25 protein-coding genes and 1 riboswitch are annotated in these 24,275 nt (G+C 71.8%); of the genes, 12 read left to right on the top strand and 13 right to left on the bottom strand.

The window, feature by feature from the left end; translation table 11 throughout:
• Window positions 1-27 precede the first annotated feature (27 nt).
• Window positions 28-158: riboswitch (TPP riboswitch) on the top strand.
• A gap of 65 nt (window positions 159-223) precedes the next feature.
• Window positions 224-1,441 carry a glycine oxidase ThiO gene (thiO, locus tag DA075_RS29960; protein WP_164712521.1) on the top strand — a complete coding sequence of 406 codons (1,218 nt, stop codon included), beginning with the start codon at window positions 224-226 and terminating at the stop codon, window positions 1,439-1,441.
• A complete protein-coding gene (gene thiS, locus DA075_RS29955; RefSeq protein ID WP_099956277.1) occupies window positions 1,438-1,650 on the top strand; it encodes a sulfur carrier protein ThiS in 213 nt (70 codons plus the stop codon). The genes thiO and thiS overlap by 4 nt, the downstream gene beginning before the upstream one ends.
• A gap of 104 nt (window positions 1,651-1,754) precedes the next feature.
• On the opposite strand, the gene DA075_RS29950 is transcribed toward thiS, so the two are convergent.
• The 4 genes from DA075_RS29950 to DA075_RS38285 all read right to left on the bottom strand — a co-directional run bounded on the left by DA075_RS29950 (window position 1,755) and on the right by DA075_RS38285 (window position 4,541).
• Complete coding sequence (locus tag DA075_RS29950) at window positions 1,755-1,967, bottom strand: hypothetical protein (protein ID WP_099956276.1); 213 nt, start codon at window positions 1,965-1,967, stop codon at window positions 1,755-1,757.
• Window positions 1,968-2,040: 73 nt separating this feature from the next.
• Entirely contained in the window at window positions 2,041-2,298 is a 258-nt protein-coding gene (locus tag DA075_RS29945) for a hypothetical protein (protein ID WP_244936444.1), read from the bottom strand.
• Between the two features lie 108 nt (window positions 2,299-2,406).
• Window positions 2,407-4,230 carry a monovalent cation:proton antiporter-2 (CPA2) family protein gene (locus DA075_RS29940; protein ID WP_099956275.1) on the bottom strand — a complete coding sequence of 608 codons (1,824 nt, stop codon included), beginning with the start codon at window positions 4,228-4,230 and terminating at the stop codon, window positions 2,407-2,409.
• A gap of 185 nt (window positions 4,231-4,415) precedes the next feature.
• On the bottom strand, window positions 4,416-4,541 hold the full coding sequence (locus tag DA075_RS38285; protein ID WP_269153914.1) for a hypothetical protein: 126 nt from the start codon (window positions 4,539-4,541) through the stop codon (window positions 4,416-4,418).
• 295 nt (window positions 4,542-4,836) lie between these two features.
• Between DA075_RS38285 and DA075_RS29935 the strand changes: the two genes are divergently transcribed.
• Window positions 4,837-5,427 carry a DUF2147 domain-containing protein gene (locus DA075_RS29935; protein WP_099956274.1) on the top strand — a complete coding sequence of 197 codons (591 nt, stop codon included), beginning with the start codon at window positions 4,837-4,839 and terminating at the stop codon, window positions 5,425-5,427.
• Between the two features lie 198 nt (window positions 5,428-5,625).
• Here DA075_RS29935 and DA075_RS38280 read toward each other — a convergent pair whose 3' ends face one another.
• The gene (locus DA075_RS38280) at window positions 5,626-5,754 is read right to left on the bottom strand and encodes a hypothetical protein (protein ID WP_276330922.1); all 129 of its coding nucleotides are present in this window, start codon (window positions 5,752-5,754) and stop codon (window positions 5,626-5,628) included.
• 348 nt (window positions 5,755-6,102) lie between these two features.
• Between DA075_RS38280 and DA075_RS29930 the strand changes: the two genes are divergently transcribed.
• A complete protein-coding gene (locus tag DA075_RS29930; RefSeq protein ID WP_099956273.1) occupies window positions 6,103-6,600 on the top strand; it encodes a Ros/MucR family transcriptional regulator in 498 nt (165 codons plus the stop codon).
• Window positions 6,601-7,050: 450 nt separating this feature from the next.
• On the opposite strand, the gene DA075_RS29925 is transcribed toward DA075_RS29930, so the two are convergent.
• Entirely contained in the window at window positions 7,051-7,398 is a 348-nt protein-coding gene (locus tag DA075_RS29925) for a DUF6481 family protein (protein WP_099956272.1), read from the bottom strand.
• 281 nt (window positions 7,399-7,679) lie between these two features.
• Here DA075_RS29925 and DA075_RS29920 point away from each other — a divergent pair, with 281 nt between their 5' ends.
• From DA075_RS29920 to DA075_RS29905, 4 genes are all read left to right on the top strand, one after another.
• A complete protein-coding gene (locus tag DA075_RS29920; protein ID WP_099956271.1) occupies window positions 7,680-8,726 on the top strand; it encodes an HD-GYP domain-containing protein in 1,047 nt (348 codons plus the stop codon).
• Between the two features lie 13 nt (window positions 8,727-8,739).
• Entirely contained in the window at window positions 8,740-11,787 is a 3,048-nt protein-coding gene (locus tag DA075_RS29915) for a hybrid sensor histidine kinase/response regulator (RefSeq protein ID WP_232387075.1), read from the top strand.
• A gap of 144 nt (window positions 11,788-11,931) precedes the next feature.
• Window positions 11,932-12,915, top strand: a complete 984-nt coding sequence (locus DA075_RS29910; RefSeq protein WP_099956270.1) for a cation diffusion facilitator family transporter — start codon at window positions 11,932-11,934, stop codon at window positions 12,913-12,915.
• 390 nt (window positions 12,916-13,305) lie between these two features.
• A complete protein-coding gene (locus DA075_RS29905) occupies window positions 13,306-13,734 on the top strand; it encodes a Ros/MucR family transcriptional regulator (protein WP_420813094.1) in 429 nt (142 codons plus the stop codon).
• Between the two features lie 296 nt (window positions 13,735-14,030).
• Here the strand turns inward: DA075_RS29905 and rimM are convergent, their stop codons facing one another.
• The 4 genes from rimM to DA075_RS29885 form a co-directional block, all read right to left on the bottom strand.
• Complete coding sequence (gene rimM / locus DA075_RS29900; protein ID WP_099956269.1) at window positions 14,031-14,723, bottom strand: ribosome maturation factor RimM; 693 nt, start codon at window positions 14,721-14,723, stop codon at window positions 14,031-14,033.
• An 8-nt stretch (window positions 14,724-14,731) separates the two neighbouring features.
• Window positions 14,732-15,088 (bottom strand): 30S ribosomal protein S16, encoded by a 357-nt coding sequence (gene rpsP / locus DA075_RS29895; protein WP_099956268.1) that lies wholly within the window; start codon window positions 15,086-15,088, stop codon window positions 14,732-14,734.
• Window positions 15,089-15,164: 76 nt separating this feature from the next.
• Window positions 15,165-16,793: a signal recognition particle protein gene (gene ffh / locus DA075_RS29890; RefSeq protein WP_099956267.1), complete on the bottom strand. Its 1,629-nt coding sequence runs from the start codon at window positions 16,791-16,793 to the stop codon at window positions 15,165-15,167.
• Between the two features lie 19 nt (window positions 16,794-16,812).
• A complete protein-coding gene (locus tag DA075_RS29885; RefSeq protein ID WP_099956266.1) occupies window positions 16,813-17,034 on the bottom strand; it encodes an eL24 family ribosomal protein in 222 nt (73 codons plus the stop codon).
• A gap of 275 nt (window positions 17,035-17,309) precedes the next feature.
• Between DA075_RS29885 and DA075_RS29880 the strand changes: the two genes are divergently transcribed.
• The gene (locus tag DA075_RS29880) at window positions 17,310-17,774 is read left to right on the top strand and encodes a hypothetical protein (protein WP_099956265.1); all 465 of its coding nucleotides are present in this window, start codon (window positions 17,310-17,312) and stop codon (window positions 17,772-17,774) included.
• Between the two features lie 145 nt (window positions 17,775-17,919).
• Here DA075_RS29880 and DA075_RS29875 read toward each other — a convergent pair whose 3' ends face one another.
• Complete coding sequence (locus DA075_RS29875; protein ID WP_123834494.1) at window positions 17,920-18,354, bottom strand: hypothetical protein; 435 nt, start codon at window positions 18,352-18,354, stop codon at window positions 17,920-17,922.
• A 245-nt stretch (window positions 18,355-18,599) separates the two neighbouring features.
• On the opposite strand from DA075_RS29875, the gene aroC reads away from it, so the two are divergent.
• Together aroC and ribB are read left to right on the top strand one after the other, a co-directional pair.
• A complete protein-coding gene (aroC, locus tag DA075_RS29870; protein ID WP_099956263.1) occupies window positions 18,600-19,694 on the top strand; it encodes a chorismate synthase in 1,095 nt (364 codons plus the stop codon).
• Between the two features lie 84 nt (window positions 19,695-19,778).
• Window positions 19,779-21,080, top strand: a complete 1,302-nt coding sequence (ribB, locus tag DA075_RS29865; RefSeq protein WP_174800133.1) for a 3,4-dihydroxy-2-butanone-4-phosphate synthase — start codon at window positions 19,779-19,781, stop codon at window positions 21,078-21,080.
• Between the two features lie 92 nt (window positions 21,081-21,172).
• On the opposite strand, the gene DA075_RS29860 is transcribed toward ribB, so the two are convergent.
• Entirely contained in the window at window positions 21,173-22,102 is a 930-nt protein-coding gene (locus tag DA075_RS29860) for a histone deacetylase family protein (RefSeq protein ID WP_099956262.1), read from the bottom strand.
• Window positions 22,103-22,309: 207 nt separating this feature from the next.
• Between DA075_RS29860 and DA075_RS29855 the strand changes: the two genes are divergently transcribed.
• Window positions 22,310-22,909 carry a L,D-transpeptidase gene (locus tag DA075_RS29855; protein WP_099956261.1) on the top strand — a complete coding sequence of 200 codons (600 nt, stop codon included), beginning with the start codon at window positions 22,310-22,312 and terminating at the stop codon, window positions 22,907-22,909.
• Between the two features lie 484 nt (window positions 22,910-23,393).
• Here the strand turns inward: DA075_RS29855 and DA075_RS29850 are convergent, their stop codons facing one another.
• Window positions 23,394-23,816 carry a GNAT family acetyltransferase gene (locus DA075_RS29850; protein WP_099956260.1) on the bottom strand — a complete coding sequence of 141 codons (423 nt, stop codon included), beginning with the start codon at window positions 23,814-23,816 and terminating at the stop codon, window positions 23,394-23,396.
• Window positions 23,817-24,275 lie beyond the last annotated feature (459 nt).

Genomic DNA, 24,275 nt, shown 5'->3' with positions numbered 1-24,275 from the left:
CGGCAGGCCCGTCCCCCGCCAAATACCGAGCGTTCCAGGGAGATCCCCGACAAGGGGCTGAGACACCGCTGGACCGCCGCCCTCGGGCCGGTCAGCGCGGAAATCCTTCGAACCTGATCCGGCTCATACCGGCGTAGGGATTGGACAGGGTCCGCCAGGACCCGCGCGCATCATCCGGCATTCGGGCGCAGTCCAGTCTCTTCGGGCCACCGTGGAGACGAGGGTGCACGCGCAGACGATCGGACGGCGGAGCGGACCGGCCACAGATCCCGAGAGCGACCGGCTGCCGGAACGGGCCCAGGGTGCGATCGATGTCGCAGTGATTGGCGCCGGGCTGATCGGCCTGTCGATCGCGTGGCGCCTGGCCAAGGCGGGTCTCGCCGTCGCGGCGATCGAGCGGGCCAAGGCCGGGGACGGCGCCAGCCTCGCCGCCACCGGCATGCTGGCGGCGGCGGCCGAGCACGAGCCAGGGGGCGAGGCCCTGCTGCCGCTCTGCCTCGCGAGCCAGCGCCTCTGGCACCCTTTTCGCGATGAGCTGGAGGCCGAATCAGGTCTGACCATCGACTACCGCCGCGAGGGCACCTTCGTGATCGCGCTCGGCCGCGACGAGGTCGAGCGCCTGCGCTTCCGCCACGACTTGCAGCGCCGCGACGGCCTCGCCGTCGAGTGGCTGTCCGGCCCGGCCATCCGCGCCCGCGAGCCGGGCCTGCGCCCCACCGTCACCGCCGGCCTGTTCTGCGCCGACGACCATCAGGTCGATCCGGCCCGGGTGATGGCCGCCCTGCGCCGGGCCTTTCGCGCGGCCGGCGGGCGCCTCGTCGAGGAGACCACCGTCACCGCGCTCCTTCGGGAGGGCGGCCGGGTCGCCGGCGTCGAGACGAGCGCGGGCACCGTGCGGGCGGGTACCGTCGTCCTCGCCTCCGGCGCCTGGGCCGGGGAGGGGAGCCTGGTGCCGGACCTCGCCCTGCCGGTCCGCCCCCTCAAGGGCCAGTCGGTCGCGCTGCAGATGACCCCCCGCAGCGGGTCTCTCTCCCACGTGGTCTGGACCGAGCAGGTCCACATGGCGCCGAAGGGCGACGGCTCGCTCATCGTCGGCGCCACCGTGGAGGAGACCGGCTTCGACCCGCACCTCACCGCCGGCGGCCTCTACGCCCTGCTCGAAGGCGCCCGACGGGCCCTGCCGGGGGTGGAGGAGATGCGGGTGGCCGGGATCTGGAGCGGCTTTCGCCCGACCTCGGACGACGACGCCCCGATCCTAGGCGAGGCCTTGCCCGGCCTGGTGCTGGCGGTCGGCCACCACCGCAACGGTTACCTCCTGGCCCCGGTCACCGCCGAGGCCGTCTCCACCCTGATCCTGCGCGGCGAGACGCTGCCGGTGGCCGCTCCCTTCGGCCTCGCCCGGTTCGCGCCGCACCATTCCCTCCGCAGCGAGACCCCATGAAGCTCTTCGTCAACGGCGAATCCCGCGACAGCGACGCCGCCACGCTCGACGCCCTCTGGCGCCAGGAGACCGCCGGGCTGGACCTGCCCGGCCCGCAGGGCTTCGCCATCGCGCTCAACGGCGCAGTGGTGCGCCAGCGCGACTGGGCGGCCACGGCGCTGACGGAGGGCGACCGCGTCGAGATCGTGCGCGCGATGCAGGGTGGTTAGGCAGACGACGAATTCGCCTGACGCCCCCTTCGTTCCGGGCGCGGAACGGGCGGAGGCTTGCGACAGGGGCTTGCGACAGGCCGCCGGCCCATGCCGCGAGGACCTCAAAATCCCCCGGTGCGCCACAAGGCGACCGCCGCCGCGACCAGCACGGCGAGCCAGGCGCCGGCGACCAGCATCAGGGTGCGCCGGTGGCCGGAGCGCGGCCGGTTGTCGTTGGCCGCGCGGCGCAGCCGGAGGGAGGCGGCGGCGTAGCCGTGAGTGGACGCCGCGATCGTGGCCGGGCGGGCAGGGGCGGTCTTGCGCAGGCTCGTCATGGCGATTCGTGCTCGTCGGACGACGATAGCACGCGCGCGCGCCGAACGTGAGCCGGCCGAACGACGCAAGCCGTCAGGACGACAAAAGGGGCGAGAACGGGATCGGGCGCGCGGCGATCCGGGGGGCGTGATCGTCGATCCAGCGCGGGCTGAGCACGGCGCCGTCCTCGGTCACGATCCAGGGCAGGGCCTCGGGACCCCCGGCCCGCACCGCCGCCGCGAGGGCGGCGCGCAGGGTGGGATAGCGGCGCGTCTCCCGCGGCCCCGATGCCCCTCGCGTGCCGTGCCACACCATCAGCTCGGCCGGACGCTCCATCTGCGGCTGCGACATCGTCGAACTCCTCTCGGCGCACCGAGGCTCGGTGAACCGAGAGGAGAATGACGCTTCCGCTCTGAGGCGGCGCTTACCGGAGGATTGCAGTTTGGTAACGAAGCCGCGTCACGACTCCGCCGGCGCCTCGCGATGCGGCCGCAGCTCCGGGGCACCGATCTCGGGCTCGGCCTCCGCCGCCGGCTCGCTCCGGCTCTCGGCCCGGCTGGTGTCGATGAACAGGCGGGCCTCGCCCTCGCCGAGGCCCAGGCTGCGCAGCGCATAGAGCGCCATGCCGAAGCCGACCTCGCGCTCGGCCATCAGCACCAGCCCCACCTTTTCCTCCTCGAGCTTGCGCCGCTCGGTGTCGCTGTGGGTGCGCACCACCGTGTCGATCCCCGGATTGGCCTCGCGGGCGATCTCGATCAGGCGACGGGCCTGATGCGCGTCCGGGCTCGCCACCACCAGCAGCCGCGCCCGCCCGATATCTGCGGCAGTGAGGATGCCCGGCGCGCTGGCATCGCCGAACACCGCCGCGATGCCGGCGGCACGCAGTTCCTCGACCCGGCGCCGGTCGCGCTCCACCACCACGTAGGGCAGTTCCCAGGCGGCCAGCGCCTTGCCGATGGCGCTGCCGACCCGGCCGTAGCCGACCACCACCGCGTGGCCCTCGCGGCCCCTGGCGTGGGACGAGATCGCGAGCTGCTCAGCCCCGCGCTCGAACCGGGCGGCCAGCGCCGGCCGCCCCTCGATGAACCGGCTGACGCGGCTCATGCCGGCGAAGATCAGCGGGTTGAGGGTGATGGAGAGGAGGGAGCCGGCCAGGATCAGGTCGCGCCCTTCCGGCGGCAGCAGCTTCAGGCCGATGCCGAGGCTCGCCAGGATGAACGAGAATTCGCCGATCTGCGCCAGGCTCGCCGCGATGGTGAGCGCCGTCGAGAGCGGATGGCGGAAGGCCAGCACGATGGCGATGGCGGCCAGCGACTTGCCGACCAGGATCACCGCCAGGGTGGCGAGCACGGCCAGCGGCTCGCGCAGCAGGATCGTCGGGTCGAACAGCATGCCGACCGAGACGAAGAACAGGACCGCGAAGGCATCCTGCAGCGGCAGCGAATCCGCCGCGGCCTGGTGGCTGAGGTCCGATTCGGCCAGCACCATGCCGGCGAAGAAGGCGCCGAGCGCGAAGGAGACGCCGAACAACTCGGCCGAGCCGTAGGCGATGCCGAGCGCCAGCGCGAGCACCGCCAGGGTGAACAGCTCGCGCGAGCCGGTGCGGGCGGCCTGGTCGAGGATCCAGGGCACCACCCGGCGGCCGCCGGCCAGCATCAGCACGGCGAAGGCCGCCACCTTGGCGAGGGTGAGGCCGAGGGTGAGCCAGATGTTGCCGTCGCCCGCGATGCCGTGCGCCGCCCCCGCGCTCTCGCCGCCCAGCGGCCCGGCCAATGCCGGCAGCAGGACGAGGGCCAGCACCATCGCCAGGTCCTCGACGATGAGCCAGCCGACCGCGATGCGGCCCTTGTCGGAATCGAGGAGGCTTCGCTCCTCCAGCGCCCGCAGCAGCACCACCGTCGAGGCGACCGACAGGGCGAGGCCGAAGACGAGGCCCGCCCCGAGGCTCCAGCCCCAGGCGACGCTCAAGGCCAGCCCCATCAGGGTGGCGACAGCGATCTGCACGACGGCGCCGGGCAGCGCGATGGCGCGCACCGCCATAAGATCGCCGATCGAGAAGTGCAGGCCGACCCCGAACATCAACAGGATCACGCCGATCTCGGCAAGCTGCCCCGCCAGCTCCGCATTGCCGACGAAGCCCGGCGTGTAGGGGCCGACCGCGAGGCCGGCCAGGAGATAGCCGACCAGGGGCGGGAGCTTCAGCCGCTGCGCGAGCATGCCGCCGACGAACGCGAAAACGAGCCCGAGGGCGATGATGGCGATCAGCTCGGAGGCGTGCGGCACGGTCGGGTCAGCTCCTTCGGAATGGGGCGCGCCGCAGGGGCAGCAACGACGTGTCCGAAGTCTAGCAGCCTTTCCGGGCTCCCGCGGTGCCGCATCGCACCAAAAATCGCCCCCGCTCCCCGAAATCCTCGCATCCGGCGAGCGCCGTCGCCGGGCGGCGCTCTACCGTCCGAAGCGGGCGGTTTTCAGCGCCCGAATGGCCGGCGGGCGGGGCCGGCGGCGCGGGGAAGCCGCGGCAGGCTCGTCCGCAGGCTGACGCCCGGCCGGGCGGCGAGCACGATGACGATCGCGCCGAGGGCGGCGGAGGTCATCACGAGAAGCTCGGTCGAGAACATGCGGCAGCCCTGGCGGTGAGGGGACGCCGCTGTGCGGCAGTCGAAAATATCGGCGTTTCGTGCCGGGTGGACGATTGCCGCCCGGCGTCGCTGCTCTAGCTCGCCGCAGGAGCGGCCGGCCATGTGACATCCCGCCGTGAGGCAGCATGTCCGCATCGGTCGCCCACGATTCCGACGCAATGGGCCGGCCTCTGGCATCCGGCCGCGCGATGCGGCATCAGCGACGGACAATCTTGTGCGCGCACCGCACCGCCAGATGAGGGTGTATAGTATGAAGAAGGTCCTGACCGGGGCGCTCGTGGCCCTCGGCCTGTCGTCGGGCGCAGCGCTCGCGGCACCGAAAGACCCGAGCGGGACTTGGTTGACCGAGGACGGCCGGGCCCGCATCCGGATCGAGAAGTGCCCGAGCCGCACCGACCGGGTCTGCGGCTATGCCGTCTGGCTCAAGACCCCCAACGACGACAAGGGCCAGCCGCGGGTCGATTTCAAGAACACCGACGCCAAGAAGCGCAGCCGCCCCTCGCTCGGCCACCAGCTCATCATGGGTCTGAAGCCGAATGCGGATAATCGTTACGAGGGACAGATCTACAACGCCGACGACGGCAAGCTCTACGACGTCTCGATCTGGACCGAGGAGCCGGGCGAGCTCAACGTGCGCGGCTGCCTGATGGGCTTCCTGTGCGGCTCCCAGACCTGGACCCGCGTGAACGACGTCGCGCCCGGCCAGCTCACCGCCCCGACCGGCGCCCCGAACGGCCCGCGGCCGGACCCCGAATGGGCCGCGGCGCCCAAGGCCGCCAGCCCCTCGGCTGCCCCCGCGGCGGCCAAGCCCGCGACGCCGGCCGCCGCCCCGAAGCCGTGAGACGGTCCCCGAACGCGCCATTCGGCACCGGCGCTCGGCCGCCTGCGGCGTGGGGCCCGCGGGCTCCCCACGCCTGAGCGAAGCCGGTCCCCGCTTGCGCAAGCCGCCGCCGCACAGGCGCCGGGCGATCGATCGGGCGCCGTGAGAGACCCGTGTCCCGGACGGCATCCGGGATACGGGTAAACCGACCCCGCAGCGTCAGTGCGCGCCTTCGATTTCCTTCAGGGTCGCTTTTTTCAAAGGCACCTGCCGGTCACGGCAGGTGCCTTTTTCGTCGGCGGCCTTGGCGCCGCGACCGTAAATCCAGGTTGTATCATCCGCGATCACGGCGCGCCGGACCTGCCACCGTGGCTGCGATCGTCGCCGCTCTCTCACAACCTCAAGTATTTTTTCCCTCTCTGATCGCTGCATGTTGGGCTGCCTGCGCGTTGCCCGTATCGCGCGAAGGCTTAGGTCGCCCGCCAGGGCTGGGCACGGAACCAAGCGCTGAGCAAAAATTCCTCTTACAACCGCATATAGGCAAATGAGAACTTGTCGGAAAAGCAGCGGGTCTGAGGCGAACGCTCCCGGGGGGGTGTCATAGGGTTCGATCTACTCGCAGATAAAAATTTTTCATTGACTGTTAGGTTTTTTGGCCGCATGTGCAAAGAAGTATTCCAAAAAAGGGGGGCGTTCATGAGCGCTGACGAGCTGGCACCGACATCGCAACTGATCAATCTGTCGGCCGACATCGTATCGGCCTACGTGTCGAAGAATTCGGTGCCGGTGGGGGAGCTGGCGAACCTGATCACTGCCGTACACGCCTCCCTCGAGCGCGTCGCCGCGCCCCCGGCGCCCGAGCCGGAGAAGCCCGCGCCGCCGGTGCCGATCCGCAAGACCGTCACGCCGGACCACATCATCTCGCTGGAAGACGGCAAGCCCTACAAGTCGCTCAAGCGGCACCTGACGACCCGTGGTCTGACCCCGGACCAGTACCGCCAGAAATGGGGCCTGCCGCCGGACTATCCGATGGTCGCGGCGAGCTATGCCGCCCAGCGCTCCGAGCTGGCCAAGAGCCTCGGCCTCGGCCAGATCCGGCGCGACCGCGCGGCGGCGGCCCGGCTCGCGGCCGGCCAGGGCGATGAGGGCGAGCCGGCGCCGGCCCGTCGGGGCCGTCCGCGCAAGGGCGAGTGATACCGCCGCGCCTTCGAACGGACCCGTTCGAAGGCGCCGGCTCAGCCCGAACGGGCGCCGGCGCTGATGCGCCGGACGCTTTCGCATCGACGTGTCGATGCGAAAGCGCGATGGTATGAGGCGACGCCCGGACGACGGCGTTTGGGCGCGTTCGCGAGCGCGCCGTCCGGCACTGTCCACGCGTTCCGGTGATCGCTGGGCGATCGCCCGGTCCGCGACGAGACAGGGTGCGCCTCTTCTTTGTGCGTGCAGCCTGGCGGCAAGGATGGATGCCGGCTCCCCCTTGCGCCGTGACACCGGCCAAGAGGCGGGCGGGATGGCGACGACAACGAAAAACCCCCGCCGGAGGTCGCGCGCCGTGCGCGGCGCCGAATCCGTCGGGGGCTGACAACGACTGGCGCGGGTCCCCGGACGGGGGAAGCCGCGTCGGTCCGGCGATGGGCGTCTGGCCTACTTGCGGCGCGCCTTGCGGGCGGCGTAGCGCGCGTCGCGGGCGGCCTTGCGCTCCGCCTCCATGGCGGCCTCCCGCTCGGCGGCCTCGGCGGCTTCCCGCTCGGCACGGGCCTTGGCCTCGGCCTCCTCGGCGGCCCGCCGCTCGGCCTCGGCCTGCTTGGCGGCCTCGCGCTCCGCGGCGCGGGCGGCGCGGGCCTCGGCGATCTTCTGGCGCTCCGCCAGGCGGGCCTGGACCTCCGGGTCGTCGGCGGCGGGCTTGGCCCGGAACTTCTCCAGCAGGGCCTTCTTCGCGTCCGCGGACGTACTCCGCCGATCGTTGAAGTTCTGGTCCTTGAAGCCGGCCATCGTGTTCGTCTCGTCGTCCTGCGTGCGAAGGCGCGCCCGTCCGTGTGGGCCGCGCCGGGATCCGTCATGGGCTGTCCGGCTCCCGCTTGCGCGCGAGGGGCCGTCCCACGTGCTCTAGCGCCGACAGCGTCCGGTTTCAAAGCCAAAGACGCCGCGGTCCCCCGGGCGGGAGGTGGAACTTCGCCCGATCGGCGAAAAACGCCCCGCGGCGGACAGGGGATTGTCAAGGTTTCCCCGGCACCTTCGCGGGGCAGCGGCGATCCCCTGCCGGAGGAGACCTCATGCGTGCGATCGTCCTCGACGATGCCGAGCTCAACAACCTCTTGATGCTCGAGGCGCTGCGGCCGATCGTGGGTTGCCGACCGCAGAGCTTCACGCGGCCGGCGGACGCGCTCACCTTCGCGGCGGCCCATGTCGACGAGATCGGCGTCGTCCTGACCGATTACGAGATGCCGGAGATGGACGGCCTCGCGGTCATCCGGGCGTTACGGGCGCTGCCGGGCTTCGCGCATGTGCCGATCGTGATGGTGACGAGCTTCGACCAGCGGGCCCTGCGCCGCTCCGCCCTGGAGGCCGGCGCGACCGACTTCGTCAACAAGCCCTGCGACCCGGTCGAGATCCGGGCCCGCGTGACCAATCTCCTGGCCCTGCGCCGGGCCCACAAGGTCGAGCAGGCCCAGGCCGCCCGCCTCGCCCAGGAGGTCGCCGCCGCGGTGGCCCTGGTCGAGGCGCGCGAGCGCGAGATCGTCACGGTGCTGATGCGCGCGGCCGAGCACCGCGATACCGATACCGGCGACCACGTCGCCCGGGTGGCGAACTACACCCTGCTGATCGCCGAGGCCCTGGGCCTGTCGCCCGAGCAGTGCCGGCTGATCAGCCTCGCCTCGACGATGCACGATGTCGGCAAGATCGCGATCCCCGACGCGATCCTGCTCAAGCCCGGTCCCCTGACGCCCGAGGAGCGCCGGGAGATGGAGCGCCACGCCGAGCGCGGCGCCCGCATCCTGGCCAACAGCTCGTCCGACGTGGTGCGGCTGGCCGCCGAGATCGCCGTGAGCCACCACGAGCGCTGGGACGGCAAGGGCTACCCCAACGGCCTGTCCGGCACCGACATCCCGCTTCCGGGCCGCATCGTCGCGGTGGCGGACGTGTTCGACGCCCTGACCAGCGACCGGCCCTACAAGCGCGCCTGGACCCTGGAGGCCACCCACGCCTTCCTGAGGCAGGAGGCCGGGGCGCATTTCGACCCGGCCGTGGTGGCTGCCTTCCTGTCCCGCTGGGACGCCGTCGCGGACCTGGTCGGCCAGGCCGCGAGCCGTGCCGCCTGAGGGAACCGGAGCCGTGACGACCGGGCTGACGGGCGCGCCGGAGGCGCCGATCGCGGGAACCGAGCCGGGACAGAACCGGAGCTTGCGCGCCCGGGTGCTGCGCGTCGCGGAGGATCCGCTTCGCGTGCCGTCGACATGCGGGGACGCCGATCCCGGTGCGGGATCCGCGCAGCTCCCGTCGGGCGGTCGCTGGTTGCAGTCGCGGGGCGCGCGCCCGGCGAAGCGCGCCGGTGTCGCGGGTCCGGTGCCCAAGGCGGTCGAGCTCAAGGCGGTCGAGCCCATGTCCGTCGAGCCCGTGGCGCCTGAACCGGCGCCGGCCGAGTGCGCCCCCGCGGCCCCATCGCCTGCCCCGTCGCGCCCGGCTCGCAGCCTCGCCACCCGCCTCGGCCGGGTGGTGCTCGGGGCGGTGATCGTCGCCCTGGCGGCCGGCACGGCGCTCGGCGCCTGGTCGGAGGTCAACCGCTACGCCGCCGATACGCGCCGGGCGCTCACCGGCCTCGCCTCCGTCTTCGCCGCCGCCGCCGCGGGCGCCGCCGCGGCGGACGACACTGCCGGCGCTCACGCGGCGTTGCGGGCGATCGCTCGCCAGACCGGCATCGTCTATGCCGGTCTGACCCGCCCGGACGGCACGGCACTGGCCGAACAGGGGACGGGCCTGCGCCTCGCCGACGACCTCGATCTCGACGAGGAAGGTCTGACGCCCCTGGCCCTGATCCTCGCCCGCACGGTCAAGGTCAGCGTGCCGGTGGTGGAGAATGCCCGGATCGTCGGGCGGGTGACCCTGATCGCCGACACCGCCGATCTCGTCGGGCGACTGTTCGACGTGGTGCGCAACGCCCTGATGGGGGCGGCCCTCGCCCTGGCGGTCGGCTTCGCCGTGGCCTGGCGCCTCGGCCGCACCCTGACCCGGCCGCTCACCGCGCTCGCCCGCACCATGGACGCGGTGCGCGAGAACCACGATTACGCCCGCCGCGCCGTCCTGCCGCCCGGCGCCGAATCCGACGACGAGGTCGGGCGTCTGGCGACGAGCTTCAACGACCTCATCGATGCGGTGCGGGAGCGCGACCACCGCCTGGTCGAGCATCAGGGCCGGCTGGAGCAGGAGGTGAGCGACCGCACCCACGACCTCAGCGAGGCCAAGGAGGCGGCCGAGGCCGCCAACAGCGCCAAGTCGTCGTTCCTGGCGACGATGAGCCACGAGATCCGCACGCCGATGAACGGCATGCTGGTGATGGCGGAGCTGCTCGCCGCCGCCGAGCTGCCGGCGCGCCAGCGCCGCTACGCCGAGGTGATCGCCCGCTCGGGGCAGAGCCTGCTCGCCATCATCAACGACATCCTGGATTTCGCCAAGGTCGAGGCGGGCAAGCTCACCCTGGAGCGCATCACCCTCGACCCGGCCGAGGTCGCCGATACCGTCGTGACCCTGTTCGGCGAGCGCGCCCGAGCGAAGGGGCTCGACCTCGCGGCCGTCGTCGCGCCGGACGTGCCGCGGGCGATCGAAGGCGATCCGGTGCGGCTCGGCCAGATCCTCGGCAACTTCGTCAACAACGCCCTGAAGTTCACCGAAACCGGCCATGTCCTGGTGCGGTTCGAGACCCGGGCCGGCGGCGCGACCTTGCGCCTGAGCGTGTCCGACACCGGCATCGGCATCCCGGCCGAGACCCTGCCGACGATCTTCTCCGCCTTCTCGCAGGCGGACGGCTCGACGACACGGCGCTTCGGCGGCACCGGCCTCGGCCTGTCGATCGCCGAGCGCCTCGTCGACGCCATGGGCGGGCGGATCGGGGTCGAGAGCGAGGTCGGCCGGGGCTCGACCTTCTGGGCCGAGATCCCGCTCGATCGTCTCGCTCCGGCGGAACCCCTGATGCGGGTCGGCGGGATCGTCCCGGCGGTGGTCGTCGCGGTATCAGGGCCCGCGACGCATCTCGTCCTGACGGAAGGCCTGGCCGCCGCCGGCTTCGCGCCGGGGGAGACGGGGGAGGGCGCCCACCACCTCGTCGAGGCCGGCGAGCTCGCCCGGGCCGGGCGCCGCCCGGCCGGGGCCGGCCGGGTCCTCGCCATCGCGCCGATGGGCGAGCCGAGCGGCGCCGCCGTGCTGTCCTCCGGCCTCGCCGACGCCCTGCTGCGCTGGCCGCTGGCGCAAGGTGAGTGGCGCCCGGCGCTCGCGGCGCTGGCAACCGGCGGCACCTTCGCGGGCATCGGCGCCGAGGCCGGCCCGGTCGCGTCGCTGCCGCGCTTCCCGGCCGCGCGGGTGCTGGTGGCGGACGACAACCCCGTCAACCGGGAGGTCGCGGTCGAGGCCCTGGGCCGGCTCGGCGTGACCCGGGTCGTCACCGTGGAGGACGGTTTCGGGGCGCTCGAGGCGGCGCGCGAGGGCGGGTTCGACCTCATCCTGATGGACGGCTCCATGCCGGGCCTCGACGGCTTCGACGCCGCCCGGGCGATCCGGCAATGGGAGGCGGCGGAAGGCGCGGCCCGCGTCTCCATCGTGGCGGCGACCGCCCATGTCGTCGGCAGTGCGGCCGGAGCCTGGCGCGAGGCCGGCATGGACGGCGTGCTGGCCAAGCCCTTCACCCTGACCGATCTCGCCCGCACGCTGGCGGCGGCCGTGGGAGCAGGGGAAGAGTCGGGCACGATCCTGGAATCGGGCGAGACCGGGATCGACGAGGCGGACGAGCCGGTTCCGGTCACGCTCCTCGATCCCGACACCCTGGCCGGGCTCGCCGAGATGGCCGAGGGCTCCGGATCGGCCTTCGTCGAGCGGGTGCTCGGGCTGTTCGCGTCCCACGGGCCCGACGGCCTGGCGGCCCTGCGGGCGGCGGCCGACGCCGACGCCGCGGCCCGGGCGGCCCACGGGCTCAAGTCGATGAGCCTCAATGTCGGCGCCGCGGCGCTCGCCGGTCACCTGCGGGAGATCGAGCACGCGGCCCGCGTCGAGGGGCGGGTGCCGGACGAGGCGACGCTGGCGCCGCTCGACGGCCTGCTCACGGACAGCATCGCGGCGCTCTACGGGCATTTCGGGCTGGAGACCCCCGCGCCGCCGATGCGCGACGCGGCCTGACACTGCCGCGACACGTCGTGCGGGCGACCGGAACCGCCGGAGGCGACAGGGATCGCCGCAGGCGGCAGGACCCTTCCGGCGTCCCCCGGCGTTACAGTCGTCAGCCACGGCCACGCTCGCCGGGCGACGGGAGACTCAGAGCATATGGCCCAGGAGAGTTCGGCCCACCAGAGCAGCGGCGCGATCTACACCGCCGCCGGTGCGAACCTGGCGATCGCCGTGGCGAAGTTCGTCGGCGCGTTCTTCACCGGCAGCAGCGCGATGCTGGCCGAGGGCGTCCACTCGGTGGTCGACACTGCCAACCAGATCCTGCTGCTCGTCGGCCTGAAGCGGGCGAAAAGGCCGGCGGATGCCCGCTTCCCATTCGGCTACGGCCGCGAGGTCTACTTCTATGCCTTCCTGGTCGCGCTGCTGATCTTCCTCGGCGGCGGCGCCTTCGCGGTCTACGAGGGCGTGCACAAGCTGCAGCACCCGGAGCCCGCCGCCGATGCGGTGATGTTCGGGCGGACGATCCCGGGATTCGTCGTCAACCTGGCGATCCTCGGCTTCGCGGTCCTGGCCGAGGGCTATTCCTGCTTCGTCGCCCTCAAGGCGTTCTGGGGCGAGAAGGGCGAGCGGCCGCCGATCACCGCGATCCGCCGCAGCAAGGACCCGGCCCTGTTCACCGTGCTGGTGGAGGATGTGGCCGCGCTCACCGGCCTCGTCGTGGCGCTCGCCGGCGTGATCCTGGCGGAGACGCTGGACAGGCCCGCCTTCGACGGCATCGCCTCGATCGTGATCGGCCTGATCCTGATCGGGATGGCGATCTTCCTGATGATCGAGACCCACGGCCTGCTCGTCGGCGAGGCGGCGGAGCCCGAGCTGGTCGCCGGCCTGCACGAGATCGTCCGGTCCGAGCCGGGGGTGCAGCACGTCAACGAGGTGCTGACGCAGCATCTCGGCCCGGCCGATATCCTGGTCAATGTCAGCCTCGACATGGACGACCGGCTCTCCGCCGGCGAGATCGAGCGGCTGGTCGGCCATCTGGAGACGCGGATGAAGGCGTTGAGCCCCAAGGTCCGGCGCGTCTTCATCGAGATCCAGGCCCGGCACGATGCGGCTGCCCGGCAGCCGGACAGGGTGGCCTGATCCCGTCACGCCCATTGCTTCATTCTCCAACGTCCGACCGCCGCCGGTGGTCGGATTTGCGCCAGAACTCGCCTCGGGGCGCGGCTCAAAAGCCGGCTCCAGATAGATTTTTATGCAATTATCGGCAACGTAAAATCAGAAATTACAACCTTGAGTATATTAAATCTGGTTGCATCACGGTGAAATCCACAAGAACTACCTAATTTGATCACTGAGTTGCTGGTACCAGCTTGCAGATGGGCATGAGACTTGCCACCAAGTCTCAGGGACCGGGTGATCGCCCATGCGGACTTGGGCAGCGGACGGCCCTCAAGAAGACCGCGTGGCGGCGCGGCGCCGGCAGGCCCGCTGCAACGCCTCCGTCCACCACACTCTCGAAGCGGAAACCCAATGATGTCAGACGTGGATACTCAGGATCAGGAGCCGGGCGACCTCGTCATGCTCACGGCCGATATCGTGTCGGCCTACGTGTCGAAGAACTCGGTGCCGGTCGGGGATCTCGGCAGCCTGATCGCCGCCGTGCACGCCTCCCTCGAGCGCGTCGCCGCGCCGCCGGCGCCCGAGCCCGAGAAGCCCACGCCGCCGGTGCCGATCCGCAAGACGGTCACGCCGGACTACATCATCAGCCTGGAAGACGGTAAGCCCTACAAGTCGCTGAAGCGGCATCTCACCACCCGCGGCCTCTCGCCCGAGCAGTACCGCCAGAAATGGGGCCTGCCGCACGACTACCCGATGGTCGCGGCGACCTATGCCGCCCAGCGTTCCGAACTCGCCAAGAGTTCCGGGCTCGGCCAGCAGCGCAAGAACCGCGGGCGGTAAGCCGTCCGTCGGGCCCGCGTCGGCGGGCCGGACAACCTCGTCCCGCGGGGGCGGGGAGGGCCCCGGCGCCCGCGGCGCGGGTGCCTGTTTACCTGGGCCGCGTTGACACCCGCCATGTCATCCCGGGGCTCGCCGAAAGGCGAGAACCCGGGATCCATGACCCTTGACGATTCAGAACCAATCGGAGCGCATCCGTCTCGCCCTGCGTCGCGAGCGGCTATGGATCCCGGGTTCCGCTGCGCGGCTCCGGGATGACGAGGAGGGTTTCGAGAGCGTCGGGGAACCCGAACGGGCGTTCAAGCCGCGTCCGGATCGCGCGGCGCGGCCGGCGCGAACAGGTCCTCGGGCGGATCGACGATGATCCGGCGGCCCGCGACGTCGATCTCCGGCACGAAGGCCTTGGTGAAGGGCAGGAGGGCCGGGCTGCCGCCGGCGGCCGGCGCGATCTCCAGCAGGTCGCCGCCGCCGTAATTCGGCACCGCCCGCACCGTGCCGATCGCGTTGCCGGCGCGGTCCACCACCGCCAGCCCGACGAGGTCGGCGGCGAAGAACTCGTCTTCGTCCTCCGGGGCGCCGAGGCGCTCGCGCGCGACGTAGAGGGCGAGGCGGTTCAGGCTCTCGGCCCCGGTGCGGCCGGAGAGGCCCGCGACGCGGGCGATCAGCATATCGGGGGCACCCGCGGCGGGGCGCAAGGACGCGATCTCGATCGCGCTTCCGTCGGCCCCGGTGAGCGGGCCGTAGGACCCGATCGCCATCGGGTCGGCCGTATAGGATTTCAGCCGCACCTCGCCGTTGAGGCCGTGGGCGCGACCGAACTCGCCGAGCAGCACGAAACCGGGATCGGAGGCGATCCCGGATTCGGCCCGCGCGGGCGCAGGGTTGGCGCGCTGCGGCGGCGCGCCTTCGCCCCGGCGCGGGTCGGAGCCCCCGCGGCCAGGACCCGAGGAGGTCTGGCCGCGCGGAGGACGGGCGTCGGGGCGGCGCGCCACGGTCAGTCTTACTCGGCCGACTCGGCGGCGCCGGCCTTCTCGGCGCGGGCGGCGGCGCGCTCCTTGGCCTTGGTGCCCGGCTCGGCCTTCTGCGGGTTGTTGCGGGTCGGACGCTTGGCGAGGCCGGCGGCGTCGAGGAAGCGCAGGACGCGGTCGGTCGGCTGGGCGCCCTTGGCGAGCCAGGCCTGGACCTTCTCGGTCTCGAGGATGACGCGGGCCGGATCGTCCTTCGGCTTCATCGGGTCGTAGGCGCCGACCTTCTCGATGAAGCGGCCGTCGCGGGGCGCGCGGGCGTCGGCGACGACGATGCGGTAGTAGGGGCGCTTCTTGGCGCCGCCGCGGGTGAGGCGAATCTTGAGGGACATGGGTCTCTTCCTGTCTGAGGTTGGGGAGGATCGTTCGACGTCGCGGACGGGGGGATCCTGGCGGATCCCGACCCGCCTACTTCTTCTTGCCGAAGGGGAGTCCGCCGAGGCCGGGCAAGCCCGGGAGCTTGGCCCCCAGGCCCGGCAGGACGGGGGCAGCGGGGGGCGCCTTGCTCGGGCCTGCCGGCGGCTTGCCGGCGGGACCTGACGCCTTGGGACCGCCGAGGCCGGGCGGCATCGGCGGAAGGGTGGTGCCGGGGGGCAGGGATTTCTGCAGCTCGGCGAGCATCTCGGGCGTGGGCTGGGGCATGCCGCCCATCATCTTGCCCAAGCCGCCCATTCCGCCGCCCATTCCGCCGCCGCCGAGGCCGAACATGCTGCCGAGCGCCTGGCCGATGCCGCGCTTGCCCGAGCCCATGGCCTTCATCATGTCGGCCATGGTGCGGTGCATCTTGAGGAGCTTGTTGATCTCGGAGACGTCGACGCCGGAGCCCCTGGCGACGCGCTTCTTGCGCGAGGCCTTGAGGATGTCCGGGTTGCGGCGCTCCTCGGGGGTCATCGACGAGATGATGGCCCGCTGGCGCTTGAACATCCTCTCGTCGAGGTTGGCGCCCTCGACCTGCTTCTTGATCTGGCCCATGCCGGGCAGCATGCCCATCAGGCCGCCGATGCCGCCCATCTTCTCCATCTGGGCGAGCTGCATCGACAGGTCGTCGAGGTCGAACTTGCCCTTGCGCATCTTCTCGGCGACGCGCAGGGCCTGTTCCTGGTCGATGGTCTCGGCCGCCTTCTCGACGAGCGAGACGATGTCGCCCATGCCGAGAATGCGGTTGGCGACGCGGGCAGGATGGAACTCCTCCAGCGCGTCGACCTTCTCGCCGGTGCCGACGAGCTTGATCGGCTTGCCGGTGACCGCCCGCATCGAGAGCGCCGCGCCGCCGCGGGAATCGCCGTCCATGCGGGTGAGCACGATGCCGGTGACGCCGAGGCGCCCGTCGAAGGCGCGGGCGGTGTTGACCGCGTCCTGGCCGGTCAGGGCGTCCGCGACGAGCAGCACCTCGTGCGGGCTGGTGGCCGCCTTGACGTCGGCGGCCTCCTGCATCAGCGCCTCGTCGAGGGTGACGCGGCCGGCGGTGTCGAGCATCACCACGTCGAAGCCGCCGAGGCGCGCGGCCTCCATGGCGCGCTTGGCGATCTGCACCGCCGACTGGCCGGCGACGATCGGCAGCGACTCGACCCCGACCTGCTTGGCCAGCACCGCCAGCTGCTCCATCGCGGCCGGGCGGCGGGTGTCGAGGGAGGCGAGCAGCACCCGGCGCTTGTCGCGCTGGGTCAGGCGCCGGGCGATCTTCGCCGTGGTGGTGGTCTTGCCCGAGCCCTGCAGGCCGACCATCAGGATGCCGACGGGGGCCGGCGCGTTGAGGTCGATGATGCCGGCCTCGCCGCCCAGCATCGCCACGAGCTGGTCGTTGACGATCTTCACGACCATCTGGCCGGGCGTCACCGACTTCAGCACCACCGCGCCGACGGCCTGCTCGCGCACCTTCTCGGTGAAGGAGCGGACGACCTCGAGGGCGACGTCCGCCTCCAGCAGGGCGCGGCGCACCTCGCGCAGGGCGGCGGTGACGTCGGCCTCGGTCAGGGCGCCGCGGCGGGTCAGCCCGGACAGGATGCCGGAGAGGCGGTCGGAGAGGCCTTCGAACATGCGCGTCAGTCTCCGGGGGTTACTCGTTCAGGCCCGCGGAGGTGGCGCGCCGGGCCTGGAGGGCGCCCTCGAAGTGATGGAGCGCCCGCTCGAACTTGTCGCGGCAATCGGGATTGCAGAAGCCCACGACCGCGCCGTTGTAGAGCGTCAGCGCATCGTGCGCGATCGGCTTGCCCGACCAGGGGCAGAGCTCGTTCACCGCGTCCTCGATGCGTAACGGCGCGTGGTCGGTTCTGGTCATCCGGTCTCCTGTGGGCCGCCCGTCCGGGCAGCAGGTGGTTCAGTCGCGCGCAACGCCATTCGCGCCCGAGGGCGCATCGCGCTGTCGGGCGTTGACCTCCGGCCTCATGGGCCGGTCGGCGTCGAGACGAGACCTCGTCCTTGAGAGGCCGGGGCCTATCTCCCCGCGCGAGCGATGTCAACGTCCGACATCCGGCACACCCGCATCGGGCCCGCATTTACGGCTTCTTAACCATGCCGGCGGTTAACTGGGGCAAGATTCGCAGGAGATGCGGCGTGTCCGAACCGGCCTTGAAGACGCAGACCACCGCCGCCGCGCGGCAGCCTTCGGGCCCGCTGCAGGACTGGCTCGCGACCCTGTCGCGGATCGACGCTGCCGACCAGGCCCGTGCCGCGCCGCGCCGTCCGGCCGAGGCCCCGCCGGCCTGGGAGCCGCGCATCGTCGCACCGGGCGGGGCGACCCCGGCGCCGGCGCCAGAGGCTGCGCCGCCGCCCGCGGCCGGCGCGGAGCCGGACGACCTCGCCGCGCTGATGGCCGAGAACATGATGCTCAAGGCACGGCTGCGGCAGGAGCACGGACGCTACGACGAATTGCAGGCGCTGCTGGCCGAGGAGCTGCGCTCCCTGCGCGCCCATGTGCAGCACGAGGTCGACAAGGCCGAGGAGCTGCGGGTCGAGCGCGACCTGTGGATGGCCCGGGCCGAGGCCCTGGCCCAGCCGCTGTTCCAGCCGCGGCGCTGAACGCGGCCCCGGCCTGACGCGCGCACCTCTCGGACATCCTGCATCACGGGAAACGCCCCGGCATCGACGCATCGATGCCGGGGCGTTTCGTCATCGGCGAGCAGGGGTGCCCCTCGGCGCCAGGTAGTCCGGCGCGCGAAGCGGGTCAGGCCCGCTTCGCCCGGGGCGCTTCGAGGACCTGACCGTCGATGGCGGCCGGCTCCTCCGCCTGCTGATCCGCGGTCCGGATCGGGGGGCAGTCGGCCGAGCGCAGGTGGATTGCCGAATTGTCGTCGATGCACCGGAGTGCCGCCAGGAGGCCGGCCTCGTTCGCGACGTCGGCGACGAAGCCGTGCCGGCCCTCGACGACGCAATCGGCCGCCACGCCGCGATGGTGCGGCGAGATCCGCCGGCCGTCATGCCTCGTGATCAGGTCGGGGATCCGGCGCCGGATCGCGGCGGTGACGCAACCGGCGGTCAATCGCTGGTTGCAGTGGAACTGGATCAGGTCCGGATCGATCCGGTCTGGGACGCGCCCCGTCTCGGGATCCTCGACCAGGGCGTCGACGTCGGGATGACCGCCGGCGGTGGCGCGGAGCACCCGCACGCCGTCGCGGACACACCAATCGAGGGCGTCGGCCCGCCCCGGAGGGGGCCGACCACGTCGATCTACCGCTCGGGCCTCAGGATCGCCCGCAGCGCGCGGACGTGGTCGTGGACGGTCGCCGAGGTGCGTCCGGGCCGGATCTTCCCGGCTTCCGTCCCCCGGTTCGGGCCGGCGCGCGAGATCATTTCCCGTCCGGCCCAAAATGCTCTAGAGCGACGCCGCCATGTCCCATAGCCGCCATGTCCCATAACAGCTTCGGCCACCTCTTCCGCGTCACCACCTTCGGCGAGAGCCACGGCCCGGCCCTCGGCTGCGTCGTCGACGGCTGCCCGCCGCTGATCCCCCTGGAGGCGGCGGAAATCCAGTCCGAGCTCGACCGCCGCCGGCCCGGCCAGTCGCGCTTCACCACCCAGCGCCAGGAGCCGGACCAGGTCCGCATCCTCTCGGGCGTCTTCTCCGACGAGCGCACGGGCGGGCGCCAGCTCACCACCGGCACGCCGATCGCCCTGATGATCGAGAACGTCGATCAGCGCTCCAAGGATTATTCCGAGATCCGCGACAGCTACCGGCCGGGCCACGCCGACTATGCCTATGAGGCCAAGTACGGCATCCGCGACTATCGCGGCGGGGGCCGATCCTCCGCGCGCGAGACCGCCGCCCGGGTGGCGGCGGGTGCCATTGCCCGCAAGGTGCTGGCCGGGGTGACGATCCGCGGCGCCCTGGTGCAGATCGGCCCGCACGGCATCGACCGCGCCCGCTTCGACTGGGACGAGGTCAACAACAACCCGTTCTTCTGCCCGGACGCGACCGCGGCGGCGCAGTGGGCGGAGTATCTCGACGGCATCCGCAAGGCGGGCTCGTCGGTCGGCGCGGTGATCGAGGTGGTGGCCGAGGGCGTGCCCGCCGGTCTCGGCGCCCCGATCTACGGCAAGCTCGACGCGGATCTCGCCGCCGCCATGATGTCGATCAACGCCGTCAAGGGCGTCGAGATCGGCGACGGCTTCGCGGCCGCTGCCTTGCAGGGCGAGGAGAACGCCGACGAGATGCGGCCGGGCAACGACGGGGCCCCGATCTTCCTGGCCAACCATGCCGGCGGGGTGCTCGGCGGCATCTCGACCGGCCAGCCGCTGGTCTGCCGCTTCGCGGTCAAGCCGACCTCCTCGATCCTGACGCCGCGCGCCTCGGTCACCCGCGACAACCGCCCGGTCGACGTCAGAACGAAGGGCCGCCACGATCCCTGCGTCGGCATCCGGGCTGTGCCGGTGGGCGAGGCGATGATGGCCTGCGTGCTCGCCGACCACCTCCTGCGCCATCGTGGCCAGGTCGGAGGCTGACGGAAGGGGTTGGGCTTTCAGCCTGCCTGAATGCGCTGCCGGTTTTCAGTTTGACTGAAACGGCGGGCGGGCTATGACGGGGGCGTGAAACTCGGTGACTGGCTCAAGCAGCAGGGCGTGACCCGCCTCGACTTCGCGCGGCGCTGCGGGCTCTCGCCGGCAGCGGTGACGGGCCTGTGCAACAATCCCGAGCCCTGGCTCTCGCGCGACACGGCCGCCGCCGTGGCGCGGGAGACGGGCGGCGCCGTCACCCCCAACGACTTCCTGGGTCTCAGCCTCCCAGGACAGGAGATGCCCGTGACCCACGCATCGATCATCGAGGCCCTCGACGCCTTCGCCCGCGGCGAGATCGTGATCGTCACCGACGACGACGACCGCGAGAACGAGGGCGACCTCGTCATCGCCGCCTCGCTCTGCACGCCCGAGAAGATGGCGTTCATCATCCGCAACACCTGCGGCATCGTCTGCGCGCCGATCACCGCCGCGGAGGCCAAGCGCCTGCGCCTCGAGCCGATGGTGGCCTCGAACGACGCGCCGCTCGGCACCGCCTTCACGGTCACGGTCGACGTCAAGCACGGGCTCACCACCGGCATCTCGGCCGAGCAGCGCTGCAACACCGTGCGGGCCCTCGCCAACGGCAACATGGGCGCCACCGACTTCGTGCGCCCGGGCCACGTCTTCCCGCTGATCGCCCGGGACGGCGGCGTGCTGATGCGCTCCGGCCATACCGAGGCTGCGGTCGACCTCTGCCGCCTGACGAAGCTCCCGCCGGTCGGCGTGATCTGCGAGCTTGCCAACGACGACGGCACCGTGATGAAGGGGCCGCAGATCACCGCCTTCGCGCAACAGCACGGCCTCAAGCAGATCTCGGTCGCCGAGCTGATCTCGTACCGGCAGGCGCGCGAGAAGCTGGTCGAGCGGGTCGGCACCTTCCCGGTCAAGACCGAGTGGGGCGAGCTGACCGGCTACGCCTACACCACGCCGTTCGAGCCGATGCAGCAATTCGCCTTCGTGCATGGCCGCATCGGCGAGGGCCGCGACGTGCTGGTGCGGCTGCACCGCTCGAACGTGGTGGCGGACGTGATCGAGGGCGGCCGCACGATCGAGGCGGTGATGCGCCGCTTCGCGCAAGAAGGCCGCGGCGTGCTGGTCTACCTGCGCGACGGCACCGCCGGCGTGCCGCTGTCGCAGCTGCCCGACGGCGCCGGCGAGGACGGGGCCGAGGCGGCCCGGGTGCGCCAGTGGCGCGAGGTGGGACTAGGCGCCCAGATCCTGCGCGACCTCGGCGTGGTCTCGATCCGCAACATCTCGAGCGCCGCGCGCTCCTATGTCGGCCTCTCGGGCTTCGGCATCGAGATCGTCGCCGACGAGCCGCCGGAGGGGTAGGGGCGCTGCCGCGCCCCTCGCGACAACGCCCCCCGGCGCCGTCATCGCTTCCGACGGCGGTGCCGGCGATCGGCCGGATCGTCAGGGGGGCTTCAGTGCCCCATCAGCGTCTCGACATGGGCGGCGACCGACTTCGACAGCCCGATGAGGTCGTAGCCGCCCTCCAGCAGCGACACCACCCGGCCGCCGCAGCGGCGGTCGGCGATCTCCATCAGCTCCCGGGTCGCCCAGGCGAAGTCGGCCTCGGTGAGCTTCAGGTTGGCGAGCGGGTCGCGCCAATGCGCGTCGAACCCGGCCGAGATCACGATCAGGTCGGGCCGGAACGCGTCGAGGCGCGGCAGCACGCCATGGGCGAAGGCCTCCCGGAACGTGTCGCCGTCGTCGCCCGCATGCAGCGGCACGTTGACGATCGTGTCGTGCTCGCCGCGCTCGGACGCCGCGCCGGTGCCCGGATAGAGCGGCATCTCGTGGGTCGAGGCGTAGAGGACGTTGCGATCGTCCCAAAAGATGTCCTGCGAGCCGTTGCCGTGATGGACGTCCCAGTCGACGAGCGCCACCCGGGCGGCGCCGTGGTGCTTGCGCGCATGGCGTGCCGCCACCGCCGCGGTGTTGAACAGGCAGAAGCCCATGGCGCGCTCGCGCTCGGCGTGGTGGCCAGGCGGGCGCATCGCCGCGAAGGCGTTGGCAACACGGCCCTCCATCACCTCGTCGACCGCCCGCACCGCGGCCCCGAGCGCCCGGCGCGCCGCCTCCAGGGAGCCCCGCGACATCACCGTGTCGGAATCGAGCGCCACCAGGCCCTCGTCCGGCGCCGCCGCGGCGATCGCCGCGACGTAGTTCTCCGGATGCGCGAGGCCCGCCACCGCGAGGTCGGCGAGCGGCGCCTGCTCGCGGACCAGGGCGGCGAAGCGCTCGTCCTCCAACGCCCGCTCGATCACCCGGATGCGGTCGGCCCGCTCCGGATGTCCCGGCGGCGTGTCGTGGTCGAGGGAGGCCGGATGGCAGAGATACAGCGTCGACATCGTGCCCGTTCCCAGCGTTCCCGTCGGGCCGTCCTGCGGCGGCCCCTCCCTGTCCGTACCGTGGCAGGGCCATGGCCCGGACGCAACACAAGCCCGGCATCTCATTTGGGACCGTCATCCCCCGCTTCGCGGGCCAACAGCCACGCTCTAGGGTCGGGGGACGACTGATTCGCGGGCCTGCCCGCCTGATTGCAAGGGTCTTCCCCGATGCGCCGCCCCCGCTTTGCCCTCGCGCTTGCCCTGACGGGGGCCGTCCTGGCGCTGCCGGGCTGCATGTACCGCGCCACGCCCGATCCCGAATTGTCGGCCAAGGACAAGGAGTGGATGGCGATGGTGCCGGAGCCCGAGGTCGACCGGCGCTTCGCCCGCTACATGATCGAGGACCCGACCGGCGAGGCGCCCGGCACCATCGTGGTCGAGACCAGGGAGCGCCAGCTCTACTACGTGCTGCCCGACCGCAAGGCGATCCGCTACGGCGTCACCGTCGGCGACGAGGCCTATGGCTGGTCCGGTACGGCGCGGATCTTCCGCAAAGCCTCCTGGCCGGACTGGCACCCGCCGGCCGAGATGATCAAGCGCTGGCCTCACGTCCACGCGATGCAGGGCGGCCCCGCCAACCCGCTCGGCGCCCGCGCCCTCTACCTGGCGGATGCCAGCGGCAAGGACACGCTCTACCGCATCCACGGCACCAACGAGCCGGAGCGGATCGGGCAGGCGGCCTCCTCGGGCTGCATCCGCATGCGCAACATCGACGTGGTCGACCTGTACAACCGGGTCGGCGCGGACGCGAAGGTGATCGTGCGGTAGCGCGAGGGCCGCTCTGCCGGCCTGGAGCGTCGCCCGCTCAAGGCGAAACGTCCCTGTCGGCCTGGCACCCCAGCTGCGCTGAGGTCGTTGCGGCAGTCCGGCGGGGTGAAAGCCGCAACGGCTTGCCGGATCGCGGCATGACATGCCTCGCCCTGCGAGCGGCCGCGATCGGCAGCAACGTCTTCAGCTTGGCGGAGGCCTGCTCGATCAGGTTGAAATCCGGGCCGGAGCGCGGCCGGTACACCAGACGGTCCGGACCGAGGTCGAGGTGACCCGCGCACCGCGCCTGGCGGGCCCCTGCTCCAACCGGCCGGTCCTGCCCGGCTGCGTGGTAAGCCCCTTTTTGCGGATGATGCAAGGGCGTGCCAGGCCGCGCGACAGGCTGCTGGTGCCGGTGACGAGACCGTGCCTGGCGACGGCGTCGCGCCGCGCGCCTCGCCCGTCGCAGGCCGACCGCGTGACGCCCCGTCGCTCCAGACGACAATCAAGTCTTCGCGATCACCTTCTGCAAACAGACCGCATTGGTGTCGCGATAGCCCAGGTGATCGTAGAAGCCGAGCACCCCGTCATTCTCCCGGCGCACCAGCAGCTGCACCTTCCAGACGCCGCGCGCCGCGAGCCAGGCTTCGCCCGCCTCGACCATCCGCCGCCCGAGCCCGCTGCCCTGCTGTCCGGGCGCCACCGCGACGTAGTAGAGCCAGCCCCGGTGCCCGTCCTCGCCGGCCATCGCACTCGCGACGACGCGGCCCTCGACCTCCGCCACCAGCACGGTGCCGTGGTCGCCGCGCCGGGCGAAGGCGATGTCGGTCGCGGGATCGTTCCAGGGCCGCGCCACCCCGGCCTCGTGCCACAGGGCGATCACCGCGGGCACATCGGCATCCTCGATCTCGCGGATCGTCGGCATCATGTCGGGCGCTCGTCCTTCCTGCACCGGCTCGCCGCGTCCACCCTGCGGCGCGACGCAAGCCGCTACACCATCGAAGCGGTCTCCGGAACGCCTCGACCGACCCTGGAAACGCGATTGGGGCCGTATCGGAGGATCAGCCTTCCGGCGCCCTGACACCACGGCCAGGAAGAAGCCGTCTCTGTCCCATCGGCGGCCGATGAGATCTCACGTCGGACGAATCGTCCGACAGTCCAGATCAAGATTGTGTGTCGGTATCGAGGAAGAATGTCTGGCGGAGAGAGACCGCCAAACTGCCGGCCTAAGGCTATGACATATCATATTTTCTCATAGGGGTTGGAGGGTTCACCCCAGCGTAGTTCCTCGGTTGCGGTCGCTCCCTTACCACCTTGCTCGTCGTTGCGCCATTCTGACGCATCCGCACGATTTTTTTCGCTCATGAACAAGACCGGACATAACAAG

It is taken from the genome of Methylobacterium currus, from assembly GCF_003058325.1.
Lineage (GTDB): Bacteria > Pseudomonadota > Alphaproteobacteria > Rhizobiales > Beijerinckiaceae > Methylobacterium > Methylobacterium currus.
The sequence above is the reverse complement of the archived record's forward strand: the minus strand, read 5'-3'. Positions and strand labels throughout refer to the sequence as shown.

Excerpts from the sequence above, each read along its gene's own strand:
- DA075_RS29935 (WP_099956274.1), top strand. The coding sequence starts at position 4,837 with ATGAAGAAGGTCCTGACCGGGGCGCTCGTGGCCCTCGGCCTGTCGTCG.
- thiS (WP_099956277.1), top strand. The coding sequence starts at position 1,438 with ATGAAGCTCTTCGTCAACGGCGAATCCCGCGACAGCGACGCCGCCACG.
- DA075_RS29950 (WP_099956276.1), bottom strand. The coding sequence starts at position 1,967 with ATGACGAGCCTGCGCAAGACCGCCCCTGCCCGCCCGGCCACGATCGCG.
- DA075_RS29910 (WP_099956270.1), top strand. The coding sequence starts at position 11,932 with ATGGCCCAGGAGAGTTCGGCCCACCAGAGCAGCGGCGCGATCTACACC.
- DA075_RS29945 (WP_244936444.1), bottom strand. The coding sequence starts at position 2,298 with ATGTCGCAGCCGCAGATGGAGCGTCCGGCCGAGCTGATGGTGTGGCAC.
- aroC (WP_099956263.1), top strand. The coding sequence starts at position 18,600 with ATGTCCCATAACAGCTTCGGCCACCTCTTCCGCGTCACCACCTTCGGC.
- DA075_RS29860 (WP_099956262.1), bottom strand. The coding sequence starts at position 22,102 with ATGTCGACGCTGTATCTCTGCCATCCGGCCTCCCTCGACCACGACACG.
- DA075_RS38285 (WP_269153914.1), bottom strand. The coding sequence starts at position 4,541 with ATGACCTCCGCCGCCCTCGGCGCGATCGTCATCGTGCTCGCCGCCCGG.
- ffh (WP_099956267.1), bottom strand. The coding sequence starts at position 16,793 with ATGTTCGAAGGCCTCTCCGACCGCCTCTCCGGCATCCTGTCCGGGCTG.
- DA075_RS29855 (WP_099956261.1), top strand. The coding sequence starts at position 22,310 with ATGCGCCGCCCCCGCTTTGCCCTCGCGCTTGCCCTGACGGGGGCCGTC.
- DA075_RS29885 (WP_099956266.1), bottom strand. The coding sequence starts at position 17,034 with ATGACCAGAACCGACCACGCGCCGTTACGCATCGAGGACGCGGTGAAC.
- rpsP (WP_099956268.1), bottom strand. The coding sequence starts at position 15,088 with ATGTCCCTCAAGATTCGCCTCACCCGCGGCGGCGCCAAGAAGCGCCCC.
- DA075_RS29920 (WP_099956271.1), top strand. The coding sequence starts at position 7,680 with ATGCGTGCGATCGTCCTCGACGATGCCGAGCTCAACAACCTCTTGATG.
- DA075_RS29850 (WP_099956260.1), bottom strand. The coding sequence starts at position 23,816 with ATGATGCCGACGATCCGCGAGATCGAGGATGCCGATGTGCCCGCGGTG.
- DA075_RS29905 (WP_420813094.1), top strand. The coding sequence starts at position 13,306 with ATGATGTCAGACGTGGATACTCAGGATCAGGAGCCGGGCGACCTCGTC.
- DA075_RS29925 (WP_099956272.1), bottom strand. The coding sequence starts at position 7,398 with ATGGCCGGCTTCAAGGACCAGAACTTCAACGATCGGCGGAGTACGTCC.
- DA075_RS29930 (WP_099956273.1), top strand. The coding sequence starts at position 6,103 with ATGAGCGCTGACGAGCTGGCACCGACATCGCAACTGATCAATCTGTCG.